The sequence below is a fragment of the Peribacillus faecalis genome, from assembly GCF_014712675.1.
GTDB lineage: Bacteria > Bacillota > Bacilli > Bacillales > DSM-1321 > Bacillus_AD > Bacillus_AD faecalis.
In genome coordinates this window covers 1-18829 of record NZ_JACXSI010000025.1, presented here as the reverse complement: position 1 = coordinate 18829, position 18829 = coordinate 1, and the positions used below count along the sequence as shown (strand labels likewise).

Sequence of the window (18829 nt, the reverse complement as noted above, 5' to 3'; positions counted from 1 at the left end):
AATATACGTGTTTATTCAAGTGCCGTTCATTCTCCGAGCATTCTTACTGCATGCACTTGTTCACAAAATCCTCGCAATCCGTTATAGACACGATTCATTCGTGAATCATATTCGACTAACCCGAATACTGTCGGACCGCTGCCGCTCATCAAAACAGCATCAGCACCAAACTTTTTCATTTGGTTTTTAATATGTAATACTTCCGGGTGCAGCGATAATGTCACATTCTCTAATACATTCCCGATGTTGTTACATACTCCTTGATAGTCGTTTGTCTCTATTGCCTGAATCATAGCAGCAATATTAGGATGTTTCACGTTTTGCAAATCCAGCCGTTTGTAAACATCTGCAGTAGAAACACCCCGAAGCGGTTTTGCTAATACAACCCAACATTTAGGCGGACTTGGCAAATGTTTGATGCGTTCTCCTCTGCCTGTTGCCAAAGCAGTGCCTCCGTATACACAAAAGGATACATCCGAACCAATTTCTGCCCCCAGTTCAGCCAGTTCGTCCATACTTAGACCTAGATTCCATAAGCGATTCAAACCTCTCAATGTAGCAGCAGCATCACTGCTTCCACCCGCAAGACCAGCTGCGACAGGTATATTTTTTTCAATCTTAATCGAAACACCTTGCTTTATATCAAAACGTTCTTTTAACAGAGCCGCTGCCTGATAGGCTAAATTTCGATCATCATCAGGAACATAGCGATTATGCGAAAAAATTGTTATATTGTTTTGTTTCTTTTCTTCGATTTCAATTCGATCCGCTAAATCTACAGTAGTCATGACCATTTCCACCTCATGATACTGATCGGGTCTCTTGTAAAGCACATCAAGAGCCAGATTAATCTTAGCTGGCGCTTTCTCCATTAGTTTCACTTCAATCCACCTACTTTACGTTCTTAACAAGTACTTGTCCTATTTTACCATATCTCTATTTTGAAAGTGTCGTTTTTTACGATGCACACCGGTAATTCGAAATACTATTTGGAAATTACTAAAATGAACAGTTGGTTAAAAGCATAGTGTACCATCTTCTTTGAATAAAGTCTTGTAATCACCGGTACGATTTTACTTGATTTTACCCTTGAATTTCTACCAGATAAAATCAGTTAAATGCAAGGAAAGACCAAAGCACTAAGCCTTGGTCTTCGCATTCGTTGCAGTTCATGATTTATGGTCAGGCTTTACTTTCTGCTGCTTTGTTCGGCAAGATTCGATTGAGCTATTTCAATTGCCCTCTTCACCATGTTACCCGCATCACGAGCCTTTATGCCACCCCAGCCTTCTTGTTGGACAACATCATAAAATCCCAGCTCTTTCGCAAGCTCTTCTTTGAATCGTTCTGACATTATCCCTCTTCTAGCCAAAAGACAACAACTCCTTTTCTCATGCTGCAACAGTATTAGTCTTTGCCGTTTTTGTTTTCTTTATAATATGAAAAGCTGAAGTGCAGTCGGACACAGACAAATCAGTTTAAGCTGATTTGTCTAAAGGTATATATGATTCTTCTTTGCCAAAAGCAAAAAGACAGTAAACAAATGTTTACTGTCCGCTTAAAGCTACTTTCCCTGCTGTTTCATCAAAGAAGGTAAGTTGTACAGTTTCTGTTAATACATCCGCATAACTGTAGGAGACTCTTTCAAAAGCATTTTCATCCTGATCAAGCTCAATTACGAATACAGAAGGATAGGTCTCTGATAAAGTTCCGAATCGTTCAACCGTCTTTCTTCTGCCGCCATTCGCTTTTAAAACGAGCCTTTTCCCTAAATTTGAATCTAAGGCCTTTTTAATATCAGCTAAAGTTTTTGGCATGCTCGGTCCACCTCACTTCGTTTAGTATATCACATATTAAGATAAACCGTCAAACAAAATATAAAATTATATCAGTAGATAAATTTACTTGTCAATGGTTTTACCTCATAAAATTAAGAAAATGTATACATTAAGCAGTATGCCCACCTTTAACCCTAATTATGTAAAGTAAATAAGAAAAACCGGCAACGTTCCTTTCGGTAAAGTACAAACTAAAAAATTTGCAGTTAGCTTTAAATGAATACTGTCTTAGATTGTTTGTGAAATTAAAAGAAGACATGCAAGAGGACTAAGATGAATCAAATAAGAAAAACGGCATGCTCCTTTGCTAAGTGAATTCGAAAAGTATATGATGCCTCAAGAAGTTATAAAGGGTTAAATCAAATGTTGCTTCTCCTGCAACATTTGATTTAACCCCCTCTCTACACTTCTTCATCGGCTAATATTTTGTATGGCATTCCTGTACGAAGAACACCTCTCGTTTCGATACCGCCGATCCCCTTTTCACCTGTCAGAGTGTTTCGTAGCGCCTCCCAAACATGAATTCGATCCATAAAAGGGGTAAAACTTATTTTAGCCACGATATAAACCGGGTCAAGCGCGTGTATATTAACACGAGATGGTGAACTGGCAAAATTGGCTCCCGAGCTGATTAAAGACTCAAAGTGCGATTGACAGGCCCCTGCGAAAATAACGAGCTGATCAAGCTGCGGAATCTTCTTTCGAGCCTCTTTCACTGTCTGAGCGAAGTGCCATGAGTGACGGTATGCATTTATATCCATTAATTTTCCTTTTGCTTTCGAGTACGAGTCATGGCCAGTAATAACTAATATATCAGGTCGATATGTCTCTAACAACGAACCGACTCGTACAGGCATTTCTTTTTCATTGCAATATAAGCCTTGGACCGGGATACCAATTTTCTCATATACATCCATGCACTTCTTCAAATAGGATGGGTCGCCGTCTAAATGCAGCACACGTCCCGGCATTTGAAAAAATTCTCCCTGATGTCGATACCCGTCCGTTGCTTCAAACTGAAGTTTTTTCTCCAGTAATTTGCGATCCTGCGAGAATAGCTGAAAGGAGTGTTCAATCAAAGCTTCATTCCTTTGCCGAAATTCAGTCCGCGTCTCATCATTTATGAAAACTAAATCTTCAAATGGCGCATCTGCCACTAAACGAATATCTTCGCCATAAAGAACCGCAATTTTTTCATTTTCAACAGTTCGAATTGAAACAACCCGAAATATAAGGTCGCATCCGTATTTGATTCGGCCTACTATATCACCAACTTTAATTGTCATTGTACTCACCCCCGACAAAATACTTTGCCATATGGTCACATCCTACTTCATAACGTATGCAGTCATTCGCACAGATGTGAAATGTCCAAACAGAAAAACCGGGCACCGGCCCTTTTAATAGAGCACCTGCTCAATGCAGTGTCTTGCTAAGCATAAAAGAACCCCGCATCAATATACGGGGTTCTTCTTTATTAAACATTTTTATTGCGAATGACTTACTTGAAGTCCTCATATAGCTCATCACTTAAACGGCCAAACTCTTCGATAGATAAAGTCTCGCCTCTTCTTTTCGGGTCAATGCCAGCACGATCAAGCGCAGACAAAATCAGCTCTTTCTTTTCTTTGCCATTTGGCAACTGACTCATTAAATTATTTTGTAATGTCTTTCTGCGTTGCGCAAAGCTTGCTCTTGTAATAGTGAAAAAGAATGCCTCATCTTTCACTTCAACTAGCGGCTTTGGTCGTCTCGTCAGACGGATGACTGCGGAATCGACATTAGGCTGCGGAATGAAAACCGTCTTTGGCACAATCATCACTGTTTCCGGAACGGTATAATATTGAATTGCAATCGATAGCGAACCATACTCTTTCGTTCCAGGCTTTGCAGCAATACGATCGGCTACTTCCCTTTGAAGCATGCAGACAATGCCTCTTATAGGCAAATTCTCTTCCAGAAGCTTCATGATGATTGGTGTTGTCACATAGTAAGGCAAATTGGCAACGACCATCAAGTCTTTAATGTCACTGAATTCCTGATCAATGACTTCCTTTACATCTGCCTTTAACACATCATTATGAATGACTTTCACATGCTTATATGGCGATAGTGTATCTTCTAAAATCGGCAAAAGACGCTGGTCGATTTCAAAAGCGACAACTTTCTTACTGTTCTTCGCCAGTTGTTCCGTCAACGCTCCAATTCCCGGACCAATTTCAATTGCCCCGCTCGCTTCTTTATCTAATTCAGCAAAATCAATAATTCTTTGCAATATATTTGTGTCAATTAAAAAATTTTGCCCTAAACTCTTTTTGAACAAAAAACCATACTTCTCTAAAATCGCTCTCGTTCTTATTGGTGTTGCAATATCTTTATGCATGCTTTTCCTCCTGTAATATTTCTTGCATCGCTTCTATAAAGCGTTCCTTATCAATTTGAAACATATTTAAACGGTTATATAGCTGCTTTCCGTTTGTATAACCTATCCGCAGCTTAATCCCCAGTTTCTCTCTTCTTTCCCGTGAGTTAGATCCGCCAAGCAAGCCGAAATCCAATAAATCTTGAGGCGTAATCTCCTCTTGAAACACTTCTTTTATTACTTGCGCTTCCTTCAAAGCGGTTCGGATTGCGTCCGGGGATGCATGTTCAACACCGATGCCTCTGCCGTTTTTTGGTCTGGCCTCTGCTTTAGGCAAGAAGGCGTGCTTGCAACCAGGTACTTTCTCTGAAACGATGTTACGAATACGTTCTCCAGGATAATCGGGATCCGTAAATATAATGACTCCCCTCGTTTCCTGAGCAAGTCTAATCCGTTCAATAACAGCATCGCCAACAGCAGATCCGTTCGTTTCAATTGTATCAGCATTAAGAGCCCTTTTTATGGCTGTTGTATCATCTTTTCCCTCAACAACAATGATTTCTTTAATTTTCATGTTTCCTCCGATAACTTGAAACCTTTTCTAATCTGAATCATCTAAATCAATAGATCGTCTTTTACATTATACTCTTTCTTATTAAATTAACAAAAAAAGCAGAGGATGTCTCCCCTGCCATTTTACGATCAATTAATTTACAATGCGAATTTTGACCTTTTTTCTTCCCCACTTATAAGCTTGTGACTTTTCCGAGAAAAATACGTCAATTTTATTGCCTTTAATTGCCCCTCCAGTATCCGCGGCAACAGCATAGCCATATCCTTCAACCCAAACTTTCGTACCTAAAGGAATAACCTGAGGATCTACAGCGATAACTTTCGCATTCGGATTGCTTTTCAGATTAAAACCTGTCGCCGTTGTGCCTGAGCACCCTGCGCAGTAAGCCGTATATGCTGTTGATTCAACAGTCATTTCCGTACCGCCTTCAGGGGCAGAACTGCTTTGACCACGAGATGCAACCTGCACAACTTTCGTGCCGACTGCAACAACTTTATCTTTTTTCTCTTGAACAACCGTTTCTGAAACTAAATTTCTGCTCACTTCTGTGCCGTTTTCTTTAGTGACTTCATACTCCTTAGCAACTAAGCCTTCCTTCCCTTCGGTTAAGACTTTTTCTTGCCCTTTTTGAAGCGTGTTGTCTTTTTGTGAAACGACTGCAAAGCTCACTGGTTCTTCCACTACATCGGTGACCTTTTCTACTCTCACAACATTTACAACGTCATTTGCAGCAATCGTTGTCTCTAATGCTGGTTCAACTCGGTCCAATTCATTCAATGTAATTCCTTGCTGTTCTAAAAAGTCAGCGACCGTAGTCGAAGTTGACCAAACCTCTTTCGATGTGCCACCATCATTTAGCGTTAATGAAAATGATCGTTCAACGGATATAGTCATTGCAGCTTTTAATGTGCTATCCATCTCATGAGATATTTTATCTGTTTCGCTTAAACCTATGTTTTGTTCTTCGAGAAACTCTCCTACCGTTTTCTTTGTGGTCCAAATCTCTTGCGGTTCTCCGTCAATAATGACCGTCACTTGTGACGCGGGTACCCAAGTAATCTCCAACTCTTCGCTCAGTTCGGTATTTGCTTCCGGATGCAAGTAGTCATGCTCTGTTAATGAAATATTTAAATCGTCTAATAAGTCCTTTACTGTCTTCGCATGCGTAGAAACAACTTTTTCCTCACCGTCAATGGTCAGAGCCACTGTTTTCTTTGTACCTTGATAAAATGTTAGTCCAATCGCTACCATAAATACTAGCAAGCTAGTAATATAGATAGCCTTATTCCTTCGTTTGAAGGGTCTTATAAGCTTGTTTTTCCATGTATTACTCAAATGAAAAAACGCCTCCTTTCTCTCTCCGGTGATTATAAAGACTTCATCACCAACTGTCAAATAAAGCAATTCATCGAATGTAATTCCTAATTATGCATACAAGCACTGACTTTGAAAAGAGCGGCTTATCGACAAAGACCGCAGCTAACATTTGAGATTCTTGTAGAATCACTCAGAAATAGCTATTTTATTGACAAGCACACTCTCTTTTCGACATCATTTTTTATCAATCTATGCCGAATAATTTCTTAGCGTTTGCTGTAGTTTTGTCGGCTAATTCCTTGTAAGTGATATGATGAAGATTTGCCAGCTCTTCTGCAACAAGTTTGACATAGCTCGGCTCATTTCGCTTTCCTCTGAATGGATGCGGTGTCAAATAAGGACAATCTGTTTCAATCAGTAAGCGATCTAATGGAATTTGAGCTGCAACTTCCTTCACGCCTCTTGCATTCTTGAATGTAACCGGTCCACCAAAAGAGATGTAAAAATTCATGTTCATACATTCTCTGGCTGTTTCAATACTTCCGCCGAAACAGTGCATAATACCGCCGACTTCTTTTGCTCCGGATTCCTTTAAAATATCAACTATATCCTTCGTTGCTTCCCGGTTGTGAATAATAATCGGCAAATTTACGCGCTTTGCCAGCTCAATTTGCTTACGAAATACCTCTTTTTGTATATCCTTAGGTGATTTATCCCAGTGATAGTCAAGCCCCATTTCTCCAAGCGCTACTACTTTTGGGTGAGCCGCTAATTCCTCCAGCCAAGCAAAATCTTCATCAGTCATATCAACAGCGTCTACCGGATGCCAACCGACACTTGCATAAAGAAAATCATACTCTTCTACCAATTGCATTGCTCTTGTAATTGTTGGGCGGTCAAATCCAACAATCAGCATGTTGGAGACACCTTCTGTTCGTGCTCTCTCTATTACTTCTTCCAAATCGTCTTTGTACTGTTCTGCATTTAAATGTGCATGTGAATCAAAAAGCATCTCAATTTCTTCCCTTCTAGCATTAAGTTTATTATGGAACAGTGATTTCATGTCTCACATTTCCGTGACATTTCCATTACAAAGTCAGGTCATTTGTATTACATACCCTATCCGTATGGTACACTAACTCGTTACTCTACTCTTTCAATTGCACATGCAAGAGAAAGAAGTCCTCCTAATTCAGAAACAAAGGAACGTTTCACGTGAAACGTTCCTTTTTGTAACCTTACTTAACTTTAGCTCCATTTGGTAACGAAGCATCCACAGTTGCAAGAGATAACTGGCCATTTTCACTGCCTGCCAGAATCATCCCTTGAGATAATTCGCCTCTTAGCTTAACCGGTTTTAAATTTGTTACACAAATTACTTTTCGACCGACTAATTCTTCCGGCTTGTAGTATTGTGCAATTCCTGAAACTACTTGACGTTTCTCAAAACCTAAATCTAATTGTAGTTTCAAAAGCTTATCCGCTTTTTTGACTGGTTCAGCTGCCAGCACTTCCGCTACACGCAACTCTACCTTCATGAAGTCATCAATAGAAATCTCTTCTGCCTTTTCAACAGGCGCTTCTGCTTTTGTTTCTTCTTTTACAGGTACTGGTGCTGCCCCTTGCATCTTTTCTTTAATATATTCAATCTCTTTCTCAAGCTCTAATCGAGGGAAGATTGGCTCACCTTTTTGAACTTTTGTTCCGGCTGGAATTGCAGCAAACTTTTCTAATCCGTTCCAAGATTTTAATTCATCTGATTGAATGTTTAATTGTTCAAAGATTTTCACAGGCGTTTGAGTCAAGAAAGGCTGTAGAAGGATTGCGATTCTTCTTAATGTCTCTGCCAGATGAATCATAACGCTCGCTAACTCATCTTGTTTTCCTTCTTTCGCTAACACCCATGGTTGTGTTTCGTCAATGAATTTGTTTGTACGGCTCACAAGTTGCCAAATGCTTGATAATGCAACAGAGAACTCCATTTTCTCCATTGCTTCCTCATATTTTGCCACTGTTTCTTCATTCATAGCTAAAAGCTGCTGTTCAAATTCATTAGAAGAACCTTTGTATTCCGGAATCACTCCGTCGAAATACTTATTAATCATCGCAACTGTACGGTTTAAAAGATTGCCTAAGTCATTTGCTAAGTCAAAATTGATTCTTTCAACGAAACCTTCCGGAGTGAACACGCCGTCTGAACCGAAAGGAACTTCGCGAAGCAAATAGTAACGAAGAGAGTCTAATCCGTAGCGCTCAATTAAAGTGACAGGGTCTACAACATTCCCTTTTGATTTCGACATTTTGCCGTCCTTCATCAATAGCCATCCGTGCGCGAAAACCTTCTTAGGAAGTGGCAAATCAAGTGCCATCAGCATGATTGGCCAATAAATAGTATGGAAACGAACGATCTCCTTACCTACTAAGTGGACATCTGCAGGCCAATATTTATCATATTTTGTCGTATCATCTGTTCCATAACCTAAAGCTGTAATATAATTCGACAATGCATCAATCCAAACATAAATAACATGCTTTGGATCGTTCGGCACTTTTACGCCCCAATTGAATGTTGTTCTTGAAACAGCTAAGTCCTCTAATCCCGGCTTAATAAAGTTATTAATCATCTCATTTTTACGAGATTCCGGCTGGATAAAGTCCAGGTTCTCTTCGTAAAATTCCAGGAGACGATCGACATACTTGCTCATTTTGAAGAAGTATGATTCTTCCTTCACCTTCTCAACAGGACGTCCACAATCCGGGCAGTTGCCGTTCTCAACTTGGCGCTCTGTAAAGAATGATTCACAAGGTGTGCAATACCACCCTTCATACTGATCCAAGTAAATATCACCTTGGTCCAATAGCTGTTTGAAAATCTTTTCCACTACATCTTTGTGACGTTTTTCCGTTGTACGGATGAAATCATCATAAGAGATATCAAGCATTTTCCACAAATCCTTAATGCCCGCCACAATTCCGTCGACATAAGCTTGAGGCGTAATGCCTTCCTCTTCCGCTTTACGCTGAATTTTTTGCCCATGCTCATCCGTACCTGTAAGATACATTACATCGAATCCGCGCATACGTTTGTATCGCGCCATCGCATCTCCCGCAACGGTTGTGTACGCATGTCCTATATGTAAATTACCGCTAGGATAATAGATTGGCGTCGTTATATAAAACGTTTTTTTGTCATTCATCTTCCCTGTTCCTCCTAACAAAATTATGAAAAATATATTTGTATTTTCATTAATGAATAAAACATAAATTGCTTTACAAATTCCTTATTTATTATAACAAGAAAAACCTGCTTTTCATTCAAAAAAAGATTGTATTGTCATCATTTCCTTTTTAATCAATGGTTTATACCCATTAATTGAAATATCGTATCGGAATTCAACTCTTTCCTCTGCAACTGAATCAGTAATTTTTCGGTATAAGTTCAATCTTTTGTAAACAGAAAGACAAAATAGTATAATAGTTACAATTGTGAAAAGAAACGTATATTTTAAAAACAAATCCCAAATTTTTATTTGCGGATTATATTTCTTTGTCTGCCCTTGTTTATTCTTGAACATGTTTACAATACTTATCTGAAGTATAATGTCGAAAAATGTCGAATATAAAAAATACATATTATTACAAATATAGAAATAAATGAGTTTAATAAATTTTTATTTTATTCTCATTTTTCTGTAAAACCTTGTTATATAAGGAATCAATTGATACTTTCCTCTCAAGTAAAAATGATTGACGTATATGGGAATGCCTGGTATTATAAATGTATTATAAAAACATTGTCGAATAATGACGAAAATTTAATAAATTTTCTCATTTCTACAATTTCAGGAGAGGAGCAGTTACATAATGAAATCTACAGGTATTGTACGTAAAGTTGATGAATTAGGTCGTGTGGTAATTCCAATTGAACTCCGCCGTACTCTAGGTATTGCTGAAAAAGACGCATTAGAGATTTATGTAGATGATGAGCGCATCATCTTGAAAAAATATAAACCAAATATGACTTGCCAAATCACTGGTGAAGTTTCAGATAATAACTTATCTTTAGCTGACGGAAAATTAATCTTAAGTAAAGAAGGCGCTGAGCTTCTTCTTCATGAAATTCAAGATTACTTAGAGCCTACAGAGAAGTAAGAAAAAGACCCTCAATTAAGAGGGTCTTTTTTTATTAGGACCGGTGACAGTTTTTCAAAATGACAAGGTATATAACTTTGAACAAAGATAGGTGTCTAACTTTACACCTGCCATGCTCGGTCCTACGCCACCCCTCCCAAGAAACCAAAAGCGGGTTTCTTGGGAGGGGCGTCTTAGTCCTGCCGCATGTCTCCTTTTTCATTGAAGTGACACCGAGGAGTTGAATCAAAAATGAAAAAGGACCGGTGACAGTTTTTCTTGTCTATTCAACATGATACATATGGTAAATTTCGCGTTTATGAACATTCCGGTCTTTAGCTGCATGCTTTATAGCATCTTTGCTGTTCATACCTTTTTCTTCTATATATATGTTTACATGATCAATAACGGATAACTCCTGCCACCATTGCTCATCTTGTAACTTTTCCTCTTCTGTTCCACCTTCGACGATGATGCAAAACTCACCGCGCATTTCATTTTCCTTTGACCAATCACAGACTGATTGCAGATCGCCTCTAATAAACTCTTCGAATTTCTTCGTAAGCTCCCGACAAAGTACAACCCGACGATTCCCCAGTACTTGCAGCATTGCTTGCAATGTCTCCTTTAAACGGTGTGGAGACTCATATAACACAAATGTTGAAGTCACGTATTTCAGTTTTTCAAGTTCTTTCTTCTTTCCTTTATTTCCACGGTCTAGAAAACCATAGAAATAGAAAGGCTGAGGTACGAGTCCGGAAGCAATAAGCGAAGTCAACGCTGCATTAGCTCCCGGGATAGGAATGACCGTTATCTTCTTATCAAGTGCCTCCATAACTAATTCATAGCCAGGATCTGAAATACAAGGCATTCCGGCATCACTCACTAAAGCTACAGTTTGTCCGTTTTCAATGCGCTCAAGCAACTGTCTTCCACTTTGCTGTTTATTATGTTCATGGTAGGAAACTACAGGTGTTTCAATTTCAAAGTAATTGCAAAGCTTCTTTGTATTGCGCGTATCTTCTGCTGCAATCACATCTGCTTCCTTCAAAATTCTTATTGCACGAAAACTCATATCTTCCAAGTTCCCGATTGGGGTAGGCACAAGGTACAACTTAGGACCTGCTTCCCCATCTTTAAAGCTCTGTTGCTGCCACATACATTTGTCGTCTCCTTTTATTTCTTCATTATATCCTGCAGAACAAAAGCTTGGCCGCTCATAATAATCTCTTCCTTCTGCTTTCTGCTTAATTGTTTAAAATAGTACTCTGCTTGCATTGCTTCTTTTTTTGTATCAAAGACTGTATGGTATTTCAAGATGACAGGTACTCTACTCCGTGTGTATTTTGCACCCTTACCCTCATTATGCAAATGAATGCGTCGTTCTAAACAGTTCGTATAGCCTGTATAATAAGTACCGTCGCAGCATTGCAATACATACATGTAATGTTTACTCTCCATAAAGCAATTCTCTTGCTTCTTTCGTGTATTCGTTATTTTCATCATAGACAACGAATGGAGGCAATGTTTTCAAGTCCGGACTTCCATCCTTAATGCCTTCAATCAAAATCGTGTTTGCTTCTTTCCCCGCCATCGGGTAAACAAATTGCAAACGTTTTGGCTCTAATCTATATTTCCGCATCAGCCACATAATATCCATCAGTCTGCCAGGACGGTGCACGAAGGCTGCTTTCCCGCCTTGCTTCAATAACTGACTCGTGTTGCTGATGACGTCTTCAAGCGTACAGTGGATTTCATGTCTTGCAATAGCAAAATGCTCATTCTTATTTTGCTCTTCTGCTTTCGGCGTTGGAAAATACGGAGGATTACATGTTACAGCGTCATATTGACTGTGGCCAATCACTTTAGCGATTCCTTTTAAATCCCCATGATGCATCGAAATCTGGCTGGATAGCTCATTGTAATCAATGCTCCGCACAGCCATATCATATAACCGTTCCTGAATTTCCACTCCAAGAATAGGCACTTTCGTCCTTGAACTTAATAAAAGTGGTATGACGCCATTACCCGAGCACAAGTCGACAATTTTGCCCTTCGAAATCGGTATTGACGCAAAGCGCGCTAGCAATACTGCATCCAGCGAAAAAGAAAAAACGGATGGACTCTGTATTATGCGTAATTCCTCCGCTAGCAAATAATCTAATCGTTCATCATCTTTCAAAATCACTATTGATAATCTCCTCGAGTTCGTTTTTAAGTGTGAAAAAAACCTCCCTAAATTTCAGGGAGGGCTCATTATTTCTTATTTAAAAAGGATAAGCAGAATAAACAGTCGCCTTCTTTTCTCGGGCTTCCGAAGTGCAGGTTGCAAATATGAAATCCTTCCTGGTAAAGCCTTGCGAGATTATCATACCCTTCACCGATATCGAATGCTTTGTCTGCCTTCAATTCATCATTATCTTTCTTTTTGGCTGTGCCTTTAACTTGCTTTTTCTGTTCAAAATGCTGATCTAGTCGGCGACGCAAATGTTCATTTTCGATCTTAAGAAGATTATTCTCTTCTAACATTTCAGCTACATGATGCTTCAAGTCTCCAAGCTGTTTATATAATTCCCCAATTTGTGACTCCATACTACTGACAGAATCAAAAATTCCTTTCTTATCCACGCACTCACCACCTTAGTAATCTGTGGCTTGAATAGAAACGGCTCCCTCATTTAAGATTTCTTCTAAAGTGAACTCCAAGACTCTCCCTTGCTCTGCCAGTTCCACCTGAAGTACTCTTTCGAGAATATTAAGCCCTACTACCTTGCCTGTTCCATTCGGAGTTGTTACCGTATCTCCAAGATCAGGAAGCTGTTCTTTTGCAGTTTCATATTCGTCATTTTCATATTTCAGACAGCACATTAATCTACCACATAAGCCCGATATTTTTGTGGGATTCAACGATAAATTTTGATCTTTTGCCATCTTAATAGAAACCGGCTCGAAGTCTCCCAAATATGTAGAGCAGCAAAGCATCCTGCCGCACGGACCGATTCCGCCAAGCATCTTTGCTTCATCTCTAACACCAATTTGGCGCAATTCAATGCGTGTCCTGAAGATCGCAGCCAAATCCTTTACTAATTCCCGGAAATCAATTCTTCCGTCTGCTGTGAAATAAAAAATGACTTTATTTCTATCAAAGGTATACTCCACATCAATCAGTTTCATGTCTAATTCATGCTTCTCTACCTTTTGACAACATACTTCATATGCCTCTGTTGCAGCTTTTTTATTCTCATCAACAATCATCCGATCTTTAGAATCGGCGATGCGAAGCACCTTCTTCAACGGCAATACAACATCGTGTTCTTCTACTTGTTTCCTTGGGATAACTACTCTTCCAAATTCCACTCCGCGTGCTGTCTCTACGATGACAAATTCATCCTTTGGAATTTCGAAATCTCCTGGATCGAAGTAGTATATTTTACCCGCTTTCTTAAAGCGGACCCCTACTACATCATACAAAGGATGATCCCTCCTGCAAATTCAACACAAGCTGTTCAATAACAAGCTGTGGATTTGTATTAGACATAAGCTTTCTTTTGGCTTCCAAAATGGCTTCCATCTGTAAAGCCAGCTTATTTTGCACACATTGAAGAGCATATCTTTCTAGCTGTACTTCAATTGTCTTGAAAAGAATTGCGTCTCGCTTGTCCAACTGAATATATAATAAATCCTTGTAAATAAGGATTAATAAATCCAAACCTCGGTCAATCTGCTCTTTCTCCTTGAAATGATTGAACCAGTCTTCTTGCAAATATACCAGTGCTTTCATTTGTCCTAGATTAAGCACTTCATATAATTTTACCACTTTTCTCTGAGCTTGTGCAAACCAATCGTCTGTACATAGTCGCATTGCTTGCTCGAAGGAATTAGTCAGTTCAGATACAATCGCTGAAGTCTGTGCATCAATGCCTTCCGCTTCCAGTTTAGCCCGCAATAAAGCGGATGATAGCGGCTGAAAGCTAATTAACTGACATCTTGATAAAATGGTCGGTAATATGCGTTGTGACTGTTCTGTAATGAGAATAGCCAATGTATCCGAGACAGGCTCTTCTAAAAACTTTAGTAAGCTGTTTGCTGCCTGGACGGTCATTTTTTCCGCATCGATAAGTATATAAATTTTCCTGGAGGATTCGACACTTTTCTTTGCGAACTCCTCCTGCAAATATTGAATCTGTTCTTTTTTAATAGATAATCCATCAGGTTCGATCACATGCACATCCGGGTGATTAAGATTATCGATTCTTCGGCAATTAGCGCATTGATTACAAGGTACCTCTTCTTTATTGTCTGATTCGCAAAACAAGCTCTTTGCCAACAGCAAACTTGTTTCTTTTTTCCCTGTTGCACGTTCTCCCTCAAAAAGATAGGCATGAGCTATTCGGTTCTTTCGGATGCTATTCTGAAGCATTTGGTATACCTGGGGTTGAATTTCTTTAAGCTCATTCCAATTATTGATCATTCCTGTTTCACTACCTTAAGTATATAAATTAATTAGTAACCCTTTGATTTCGCCGATTCGTCCCAGAAGATCAATAGCCTCTTTCTCCTGGCTGACAACTTCCTCCGTTAATTGAATTAATTGTTCATCAATGGTCTGCACGGTTTTCAAAGGGCGACTTTGTCCATATTGATTCCAGCTTTGCGATTGATTCAAATCCATGCCGAAATCAACGGCTTCCTTTACAAATCTTTTTACGAGTGATTTATACTTCGCCAAATCCCTGAAATTGCGGGAACGCATTAATCGGTCTCCTGCCTGATCAATATCTGCAAGCAATTTATTAAGTGAATTTGCCTGCATCTTTTGATTGTGCTTTTCCATGACGCCCGTGAACCGGACAGATGGACTATTTGTTTGGCGATTATCTTTTGTAACTTTATCTAATTTAATATGAAGCTCTTGATTTATCTTCATAATTTCCCCTCATTGCCTTGTTAAAATTGATGAAATCCTTCGATTGGCAGAACAAACACGGTAGCTCCCCCAACTTGAACTTCAATTGGATAAGGAACGTAAGAATCAGCATGCCCTCCCATCGGGGCTACTGGTGCTACGAGCTGATTGCGTGACTGACAGCTATCTTTAATCACTGCCAATGCCTTATCTACTCTGTAATCCTCGGTTCCAATTAAAAAGGTTGTGTTTCCTGATTTCAGAAACCCGCCTGTGGATGCAAGCTTGGTCGCCTGAAAATTATGATCTACTAAAGCTGCTGACAACCTGTTGCTATCCTTGTCTTGAACTACAGCAATAATCATTTTCATGGCCAACGCCTCCCACAATCCATTCATTTCCTCTATTATAACAAGTAATGAAAGAAATTTCTTGTAATTCCTAAATTATACTATTGTCAACCATTCTATATTCCTATTTTCGAACATAATCTTCAATAATCATCAATGCATCAGCCAGAACCTCTTCTACTCCTGCTGATGCATCCACTAATTTTATGCGTTCCGGAAAACGATCAACAAGCATCAAATAACCTTCTCTTACTTTTTCATGAAAGGAAAGCTTCTCCAAATCTAAACGATTTATTTCACGCTCTCCATTAGATTGAATTCTGGCCAATCCTACTTCCGGATCAAGATCAAAGTAAAGCGTTAAGTTCGGCATCGTTTCTCCGATTGCAAAACGATTGATTTGATAAACTTCGTCTACACCTAATCCTCTGGCATATCCTTGGTACGCCAAAGAACTATCAATAAAACGATCGCAAAGCACCATATAGCCTTTCTCTAATGCAGGCAACACTTTCTCAACCAAATGCTGTCTTCTCGCGGCTGCATATAAAAGCGCCTCTGTACGCTCATCCATCGCTGTATTATCCTTATTCAGTAAAACTTCACGAATCTGCTCTGAAATTGAGATACCACCAGGCTCCCTCGTTTGCAGCACATTGTATCCCTGCTGCTTCAAAACATCACTTAGTTTATTTAATATAGTAGTTTTCCCTGCTCCTTCGGGGCCCTCAAAGGTGATAAATACTCCCTGTTCCATCGCTACCTCCAACTAGTTTATTCATATATTAAAATCTGCCGGTCTTTCAAGTATGAACCGCCATGAAAATGTACATCCATTTCAATTATTTGCTGTAAATATACCAATTTACCTTCCGTTATCATTTCACCATCCATTATATATGGAATACCGGGAGGATAAGGGATAATCGTCTCAGCTGCTATACAGTTTGCTGCATTTTTCAGCGGAACTATCTTTTTATTTCTAATCTCCATTTCTTTAAAAGAAATTTTCAGTTCTGTAATATCTTCAATTTCGTTCTCTATATGCAGCGGTTCCTCAAGTTGACCATTACCTCTCAGCTGTGACACTGAACTCTTTATAATTTGAAAGGCTTCATCAAACGGATAGTCTGCATTTTCCTTTAAAAGAGGTAGAATAAACAGTACGTTCTTGGGATCAGCCAGCTCACTATAAAGATGATGTTGATTTAGCATCTCTTGAAGTTGAAAGCCTGTAAAGCTCCCATCCGTTTGCAGCACAAGTTTTAATAAGTCTGTTTCTGCTCGGTCATGTTGCAATACTTTTATTCCTTCTATCTCGGACAATTTCGTTTTGAACTTATCGGCCATTACGGAACAATAATTCAAGTCTTGTTTCTTTATGGTACCTAAAAATACCCGAGCCAAATCAAGAGAGGCCATAATCGGATATGACGGACTGCTTGATTGCAACATATGCAAATACATTTCCACCTGATGATAATCGCTGACACGACGGTGCACATGCAAATATGAGCCCATAGTCATAGCAGGCAATGTTTTATGTGCTGAGTGCACGACATAGTCTGCTCCATAAGTCAGACTGCTCTTCGGGAATGGTGTTCCGGCTATAAAGTGTGCCCCATGTGCCTCGTCGACCAATACCGTTACTTCATGTTCATGTGCGATTGCAATAATCTCCTCTATCTCGTTCGCCGTTCCGTAGTATGTGGGGTATGTAAGAATGATTGCTTTTACTCCATTATAGCGTGATAATGCCTTCTTAACTGTACGAACGGAAAGTCCCTCTGCTACTCCCCATTCTTCATTCAATTCATTCCTTAAAAATATCGGCTTTACTTTTGCTAATCGCAAGCCGTTCAGAATCGACTTATGACAATTTCTTTGTACAAGTACTATGTCGCCCTCTTTGCAGTTGCCGAGGATCATAGCTAAGTTTCCGCATGTCGTTCCATTGACAAGGAAATAGCTTTTTTGCGTACCGTATACATCAGAAAGCAACTGCTCAGCTTCCCTGATTGCTCCCTCAGGCGCATGTAGATCATCTAAGCCTTCTATTTCTGTCGCATCTATTTTTAATATATGATCAAATATATCTCTTCCTTGTTCTTGAAAAATACGGCCATTTTTATGTCCAGGCACGTGAAAAGAAATTGGTTTCTCTTTTTTGAATGCCATCAGAGCTTCCATTAAAGGAGCATGCTCTTGCCTGTTAATCATAATCCTCATCCTTTAATTATCTATGCTCTAAGTTTAACAAAAATATGGCGTATACTCTATCTATACTGAGCATGATTGCGCAAAAAAGAACGGTTATTACGAGAGTAATTCCGTTCTAATTTTCTTCAGCCTACTCAAAAAATATTTATAATCTGGGTCACTGGGGCTCGTTTGGATGATTTTCCTCTCACAATCAACACATAGAAAAGATGTATATAATTGAATGCCTTCACCCTTATCAGTTTCACAAACAACACAACAGATTTCTCTTGGCATTTTAGCATTATCCATCACTATCCATCCACCTCCATACCACAATTGTTTCCATGCTTCTTATTTGTATACAAAATTCTGAATTAAAATTCTGCTCCGCAGTTACCTAATCATTTTCATAACAGCTATTTAATATTCTCGTTATTAGTATGTAAAATCTCGCCCATTTGTGTGTGTCTTATTGTTTTCTTAATATATTCAGCAATGGTTTGCTTATATTCCTTGCATCTATTTAGCTCTTTTTTACTTTTCCCGTTCAAAAAAGAACGGTTAGTTTAGCTGATTTATATAATCGGATAGAATAAATTGCTAATCGTTAATTCCCGAGTAATTGAATTTATTTATGCCATACTTTGAAGTAAGCAGACAGACTTTATACCCTACCCTCATAGGGCATGGTTGGCTTTAGCATAAACTCCTTCTTTCCCAATTTATCGTCGGCTCACGAGCCTGACTTCCGTCCTACGTACACCGTACGTCCCGGGCATTACTCCCTCATTTCCTCGACCTTCTTGCTTCTCCTTCACCGGGTTTGAGCGTTTTTGATTTTGTATTCAGTCCTAAGAGGTTAGCTTCTTAACTCTAAACCTTCGGTTCAGTTATTTTATGACACAAAAAAAGACCAGCTTCATCAGCTGATCTTCGTCTTGCCCGGCAACGTCCTACTCTCACAGGGGGAGACCCCCAACTACCATCAGCGCGCGAGCTTAACTTCCGTGCTCGACTCCCGGCGAACGATAAGCGGCGAATCTCTTCGTCAATTTCACTCGTTCCGTCCTCACGTACACCGTACGCTCCGGGCGTCACTCCCTCATTTCCTCGACCTTCTTGCTTCTCCTTCACCGGGTTTGAGCGTTT

22 protein-coding genes are annotated in these 18829 nt (G+C 39.4%); 1 reads left to right on the top strand and 21 read right to left on the bottom strand.

Features of this window, described 5'->3' with window-relative positions; all coding sequences use genetic code 11:
• Nucleotides 1-26 precede the first annotated feature (26 nt).
• The 9 genes from ispE to metG form a co-directional block, all read right to left on the bottom strand.
• Nucleotides 27-881, bottom strand: a complete 855-nt coding sequence (gene ispE / locus IEO70_RS11380; protein WP_190998499.1) for a 4-(cytidine 5'-diphospho)-2-C-methyl-D-erythritol kinase — start codon at nucleotides 879-881, stop codon at nucleotides 27-29.
• A 308-nt stretch (nucleotides 882-1189) separates the two neighbouring features.
• Nucleotides 1190-1354, bottom strand: a complete 165-nt coding sequence (locus tag IEO70_RS11375) for a small, acid-soluble spore protein, alpha/beta type (RefSeq protein ID WP_190998498.1) — start codon at nucleotides 1352-1354, stop codon at nucleotides 1190-1192.
• Nucleotides 1355-1547: 193 nt separating this feature from the next.
• A complete protein-coding gene (gene veg, locus IEO70_RS11370) occupies nucleotides 1548-1817 on the bottom strand; it encodes a biofilm formation stimulator Veg (RefSeq protein WP_190998497.1) in 270 nt (89 codons plus the stop codon).
• 422 nt (nucleotides 1818-2239) lie between these two features.
• Nucleotides 2240-3124: a sporulation peptidase YabG gene (gene yabG, locus IEO70_RS11365; RefSeq protein WP_190998496.1), complete on the bottom strand. Its 885-nt coding sequence runs from the start codon at nucleotides 3122-3124 to the stop codon at nucleotides 2240-2242.
• A 215-nt stretch (nucleotides 3125-3339) separates the two neighbouring features.
• Nucleotides 3340-4221, bottom strand: a complete 882-nt coding sequence (rsmA, locus tag IEO70_RS11360) for a 16S rRNA (adenine(1518)-N(6)/adenine(1519)-N(6))-dimethyltransferase RsmA (RefSeq protein WP_190998495.1) — start codon at nucleotides 4219-4221, stop codon at nucleotides 3340-3342.
• Nucleotides 4214-4774: a ribonuclease M5 gene (rnmV, locus tag IEO70_RS11355; RefSeq protein ID WP_206711567.1), complete on the bottom strand. Its 561-nt coding sequence runs from the start codon at nucleotides 4772-4774 to the stop codon at nucleotides 4214-4216. The genes rsmA and rnmV overlap by 8 nt, the downstream gene beginning before the upstream one ends.
• 132 nt (nucleotides 4775-4906) lie before the next feature.
• Nucleotides 4907-6109 carry a G5 and 3D domain-containing protein gene (locus IEO70_RS11350; RefSeq protein ID WP_235973592.1) on the bottom strand — a complete coding sequence of 401 codons (1203 nt, stop codon included), beginning with the start codon at nucleotides 6107-6109 and terminating at the stop codon, nucleotides 4907-4909.
• Nucleotides 6110-6335: 226 nt separating this feature from the next.
• On the bottom strand, nucleotides 6336-7103 hold the full coding sequence (locus IEO70_RS11345) for a TatD family hydrolase (RefSeq protein ID WP_190998494.1): 768 nt from the start codon (nucleotides 7101-7103) through the stop codon (nucleotides 6336-6338).
• 226 nt (nucleotides 7104-7329) lie between these two features.
• Nucleotides 7330-9288, bottom strand: a complete 1959-nt coding sequence (metG, locus tag IEO70_RS11340; RefSeq protein ID WP_190998493.1) for a methionine--tRNA ligase — start codon at nucleotides 9286-9288, stop codon at nucleotides 7330-7332.
• Nucleotides 9289-9955: 667 nt separating this feature from the next.
• Between metG and IEO70_RS11335 the strand changes: the two genes are divergently transcribed.
• The gene (locus IEO70_RS11335) at nucleotides 9956-10243 is read left to right on the top strand and encodes an AbrB/MazE/SpoVT family DNA-binding domain-containing protein (protein WP_190998492.1); all 288 of its coding nucleotides are present in this window, start codon (nucleotides 9956-9958) and stop codon (nucleotides 10241-10243) included.
• A gap of 262 nt (nucleotides 10244-10505) precedes the next feature.
• Here IEO70_RS11335 and rsmI read toward each other — a convergent pair whose 3' ends face one another.
• From rsmI to IEO70_RS11275, 12 genes are all read right to left on the bottom strand, one after another.
• Complete coding sequence (rsmI, locus tag IEO70_RS11330) at nucleotides 10506-11381, bottom strand: 16S rRNA (cytidine(1402)-2'-O)-methyltransferase (protein ID WP_190998491.1); 876 nt, start codon at nucleotides 11379-11381, stop codon at nucleotides 10506-10508.
• 17 nt (nucleotides 11382-11398) lie between these two features.
• Complete coding sequence (locus IEO70_RS11325; protein ID WP_190998490.1) at nucleotides 11399-11683, bottom strand: GIY-YIG nuclease family protein; 285 nt, start codon at nucleotides 11681-11683, stop codon at nucleotides 11399-11401.
• The gene (locus tag IEO70_RS11320) at nucleotides 11673-12413 is read right to left on the bottom strand and encodes a tRNA1(Val) (adenine(37)-N6)-methyltransferase (protein ID WP_190998536.1); all 741 of its coding nucleotides are present in this window, start codon (nucleotides 12411-12413) and stop codon (nucleotides 11673-11675) included. The genes IEO70_RS11325 and IEO70_RS11320 overlap by 11 nt, the downstream gene beginning before the upstream one ends.
• A 65-nt stretch (nucleotides 12414-12478) precedes the next feature.
• Nucleotides 12479-12850, bottom strand: coding sequence for a DNA replication initiation control protein YabA (yabA, locus tag IEO70_RS11315; RefSeq protein WP_190998489.1), 372 nt, complete (start codon nucleotides 12848-12850; stop codon nucleotides 12479-12481).
• A 12-nt stretch (nucleotides 12851-12862) separates the two neighbouring features.
• Nucleotides 12863-13693, bottom strand: coding sequence for a PSP1 domain-containing protein (locus IEO70_RS11310; RefSeq protein WP_190998488.1), 831 nt, complete (start codon nucleotides 13691-13693; stop codon nucleotides 12863-12865).
• The gene (holB, locus tag IEO70_RS11305) at nucleotides 13686-14693 is read right to left on the bottom strand and encodes a DNA polymerase III subunit delta' (protein WP_190998487.1); all 1008 of its coding nucleotides are present in this window, start codon (nucleotides 14691-14693) and stop codon (nucleotides 13686-13688) included. The genes IEO70_RS11310 and holB overlap by 8 nt, the downstream gene beginning before the upstream one ends.
• Nucleotides 14694-14708: 15 nt before the next feature.
• Complete coding sequence (locus tag IEO70_RS11300) at nucleotides 14709-15149, bottom strand: YaaR family protein (RefSeq protein WP_190998486.1); 441 nt, start codon at nucleotides 15147-15149, stop codon at nucleotides 14709-14711.
• 20 nt (nucleotides 15150-15169) lie between these two features.
• Nucleotides 15170-15499, bottom strand: a complete 330-nt coding sequence (locus tag IEO70_RS11295) for a cyclic-di-AMP receptor (protein ID WP_190998535.1) — start codon at nucleotides 15497-15499, stop codon at nucleotides 15170-15172.
• A 103-nt stretch (nucleotides 15500-15602) separates the two neighbouring features.
• Nucleotides 15603-16235 (bottom strand): dTMP kinase, encoded by a 633-nt coding sequence (gene tmk, locus IEO70_RS11290; protein WP_190998485.1) that lies wholly within the window; start codon nucleotides 16233-16235, stop codon nucleotides 15603-15605.
• A 17-nt stretch (nucleotides 16236-16252) separates the two neighbouring features.
• Entirely contained in the window at nucleotides 16253-17698 is a 1446-nt protein-coding gene (locus tag IEO70_RS11285; RefSeq protein WP_190998484.1) for an aminotransferase class I/II-fold pyridoxal phosphate-dependent enzyme, read from the bottom strand.
• 96 nt (nucleotides 17699-17794) lie between these two features.
• Nucleotides 17795-17974, bottom strand: coding sequence for a sigma factor G inhibitor Gin (locus IEO70_RS11280; protein ID WP_190998534.1), 180 nt, complete (start codon nucleotides 17972-17974; stop codon nucleotides 17795-17797).
• A 579-nt stretch (nucleotides 17975-18553) separates the two neighbouring features.
• A partial coding sequence (locus tag IEO70_RS11275; protein ID WP_190998483.1) for a hypothetical protein occupies nucleotides 18554-18829 on the bottom strand: 276 nt, incomplete at its 5' end.

What these genes read in the sequence shown, in the direction of transcription:
- IEO70_RS11375 (WP_190998498.1), bottom strand. Translation starts at nt 1,354, where the DNA reads ATGTCAGAACGATTCAAAGAAGAGCTTGCGAAAGAGCTGGGATTTTAT.
- veg (WP_190998497.1), bottom strand. Translation starts at nt 1,817, where the DNA reads ATGCCAAAAACTTTAGCTGATATTAAAAAGGCCTTAGATTCAAATTTA.
- yabG (WP_190998496.1), bottom strand. Translation starts at nt 3,124, where the DNA reads ATGACAATTAAAGTTGGTGATATAGTAGGCCGAATCAAATACGGATGC.
- rsmA (WP_190998495.1), bottom strand. Translation starts at nt 4,221, where the DNA reads ATGCATAAAGATATTGCAACACCAATAAGAACGAGAGCGATTTTAGAG.
- rnmV (WP_206711567.1), bottom strand. Translation starts at nt 4,774, where the DNA reads ATGAAAATTAAAGAAATCATTGTTGTTGAGGGAAAAGATGATACAACA.
- IEO70_RS11345 (WP_190998494.1), bottom strand. Translation starts at nt 7,103, where the DNA reads ATGCTTTTTGATTCACATGCACATTTAAATGCAGAACAGTACAAAGAC.
- metG (WP_190998493.1), bottom strand. Translation starts at nt 9,288, where the DNA reads ATGAATGACAAAAAAACGTTTTATATAACGACGCCAATCTATTATCCT.
- IEO70_RS11335 (WP_190998492.1), top strand. Translation starts at nt 9,956, where the DNA reads ATGAAATCTACAGGTATTGTACGTAAAGTTGATGAATTAGGTCGTGTG.
- rsmI (WP_190998491.1), bottom strand. Translation starts at nt 11,381, where the DNA reads ATGTGGCAGCAACAGAGCTTTAAAGATGGGGAAGCAGGTCCTAAGTTG.
- IEO70_RS11325 (WP_190998490.1), bottom strand. Translation starts at nt 11,683, where the DNA reads ATGGAGAGTAAACATTACATGTATGTATTGCAATGCTGCGACGGTACT.
- holB (WP_190998487.1), bottom strand. Translation starts at nt 14,693, where the DNA reads ATGATCAATAATTGGAATGAGCTTAAAGAAATTCAACCCCAGGTATAC.
- IEO70_RS11300 (WP_190998486.1), bottom strand. Translation starts at nt 15,149, where the DNA reads ATGAAGATAAATCAAGAGCTTCATATTAAATTAGATAAAGTTACAAAA.
- IEO70_RS11295 (WP_190998535.1), bottom strand. Translation starts at nt 15,499, where the DNA reads ATGAAAATGATTATTGCTGTAGTTCAAGACAAGGATAGCAACAGGTTG.
- tmk (WP_190998485.1), bottom strand. Translation starts at nt 16,235, where the DNA reads ATGGAACAGGGAGTATTTATCACCTTTGAGGGCCCCGAAGGAGCAGGG.
- IEO70_RS11285 (WP_190998484.1), bottom strand. Translation starts at nt 17,698, where the DNA reads ATGATTAACAGGCAAGAGCATGCTCCTTTAATGGAAGCTCTGATGGCA.
- IEO70_RS11280 (WP_190998534.1), bottom strand. Translation starts at nt 17,974, where the DNA reads ATGCCAAGAGAAATCTGTTGTGTTGTTTGTGAAACTGATAAGGGTGAA.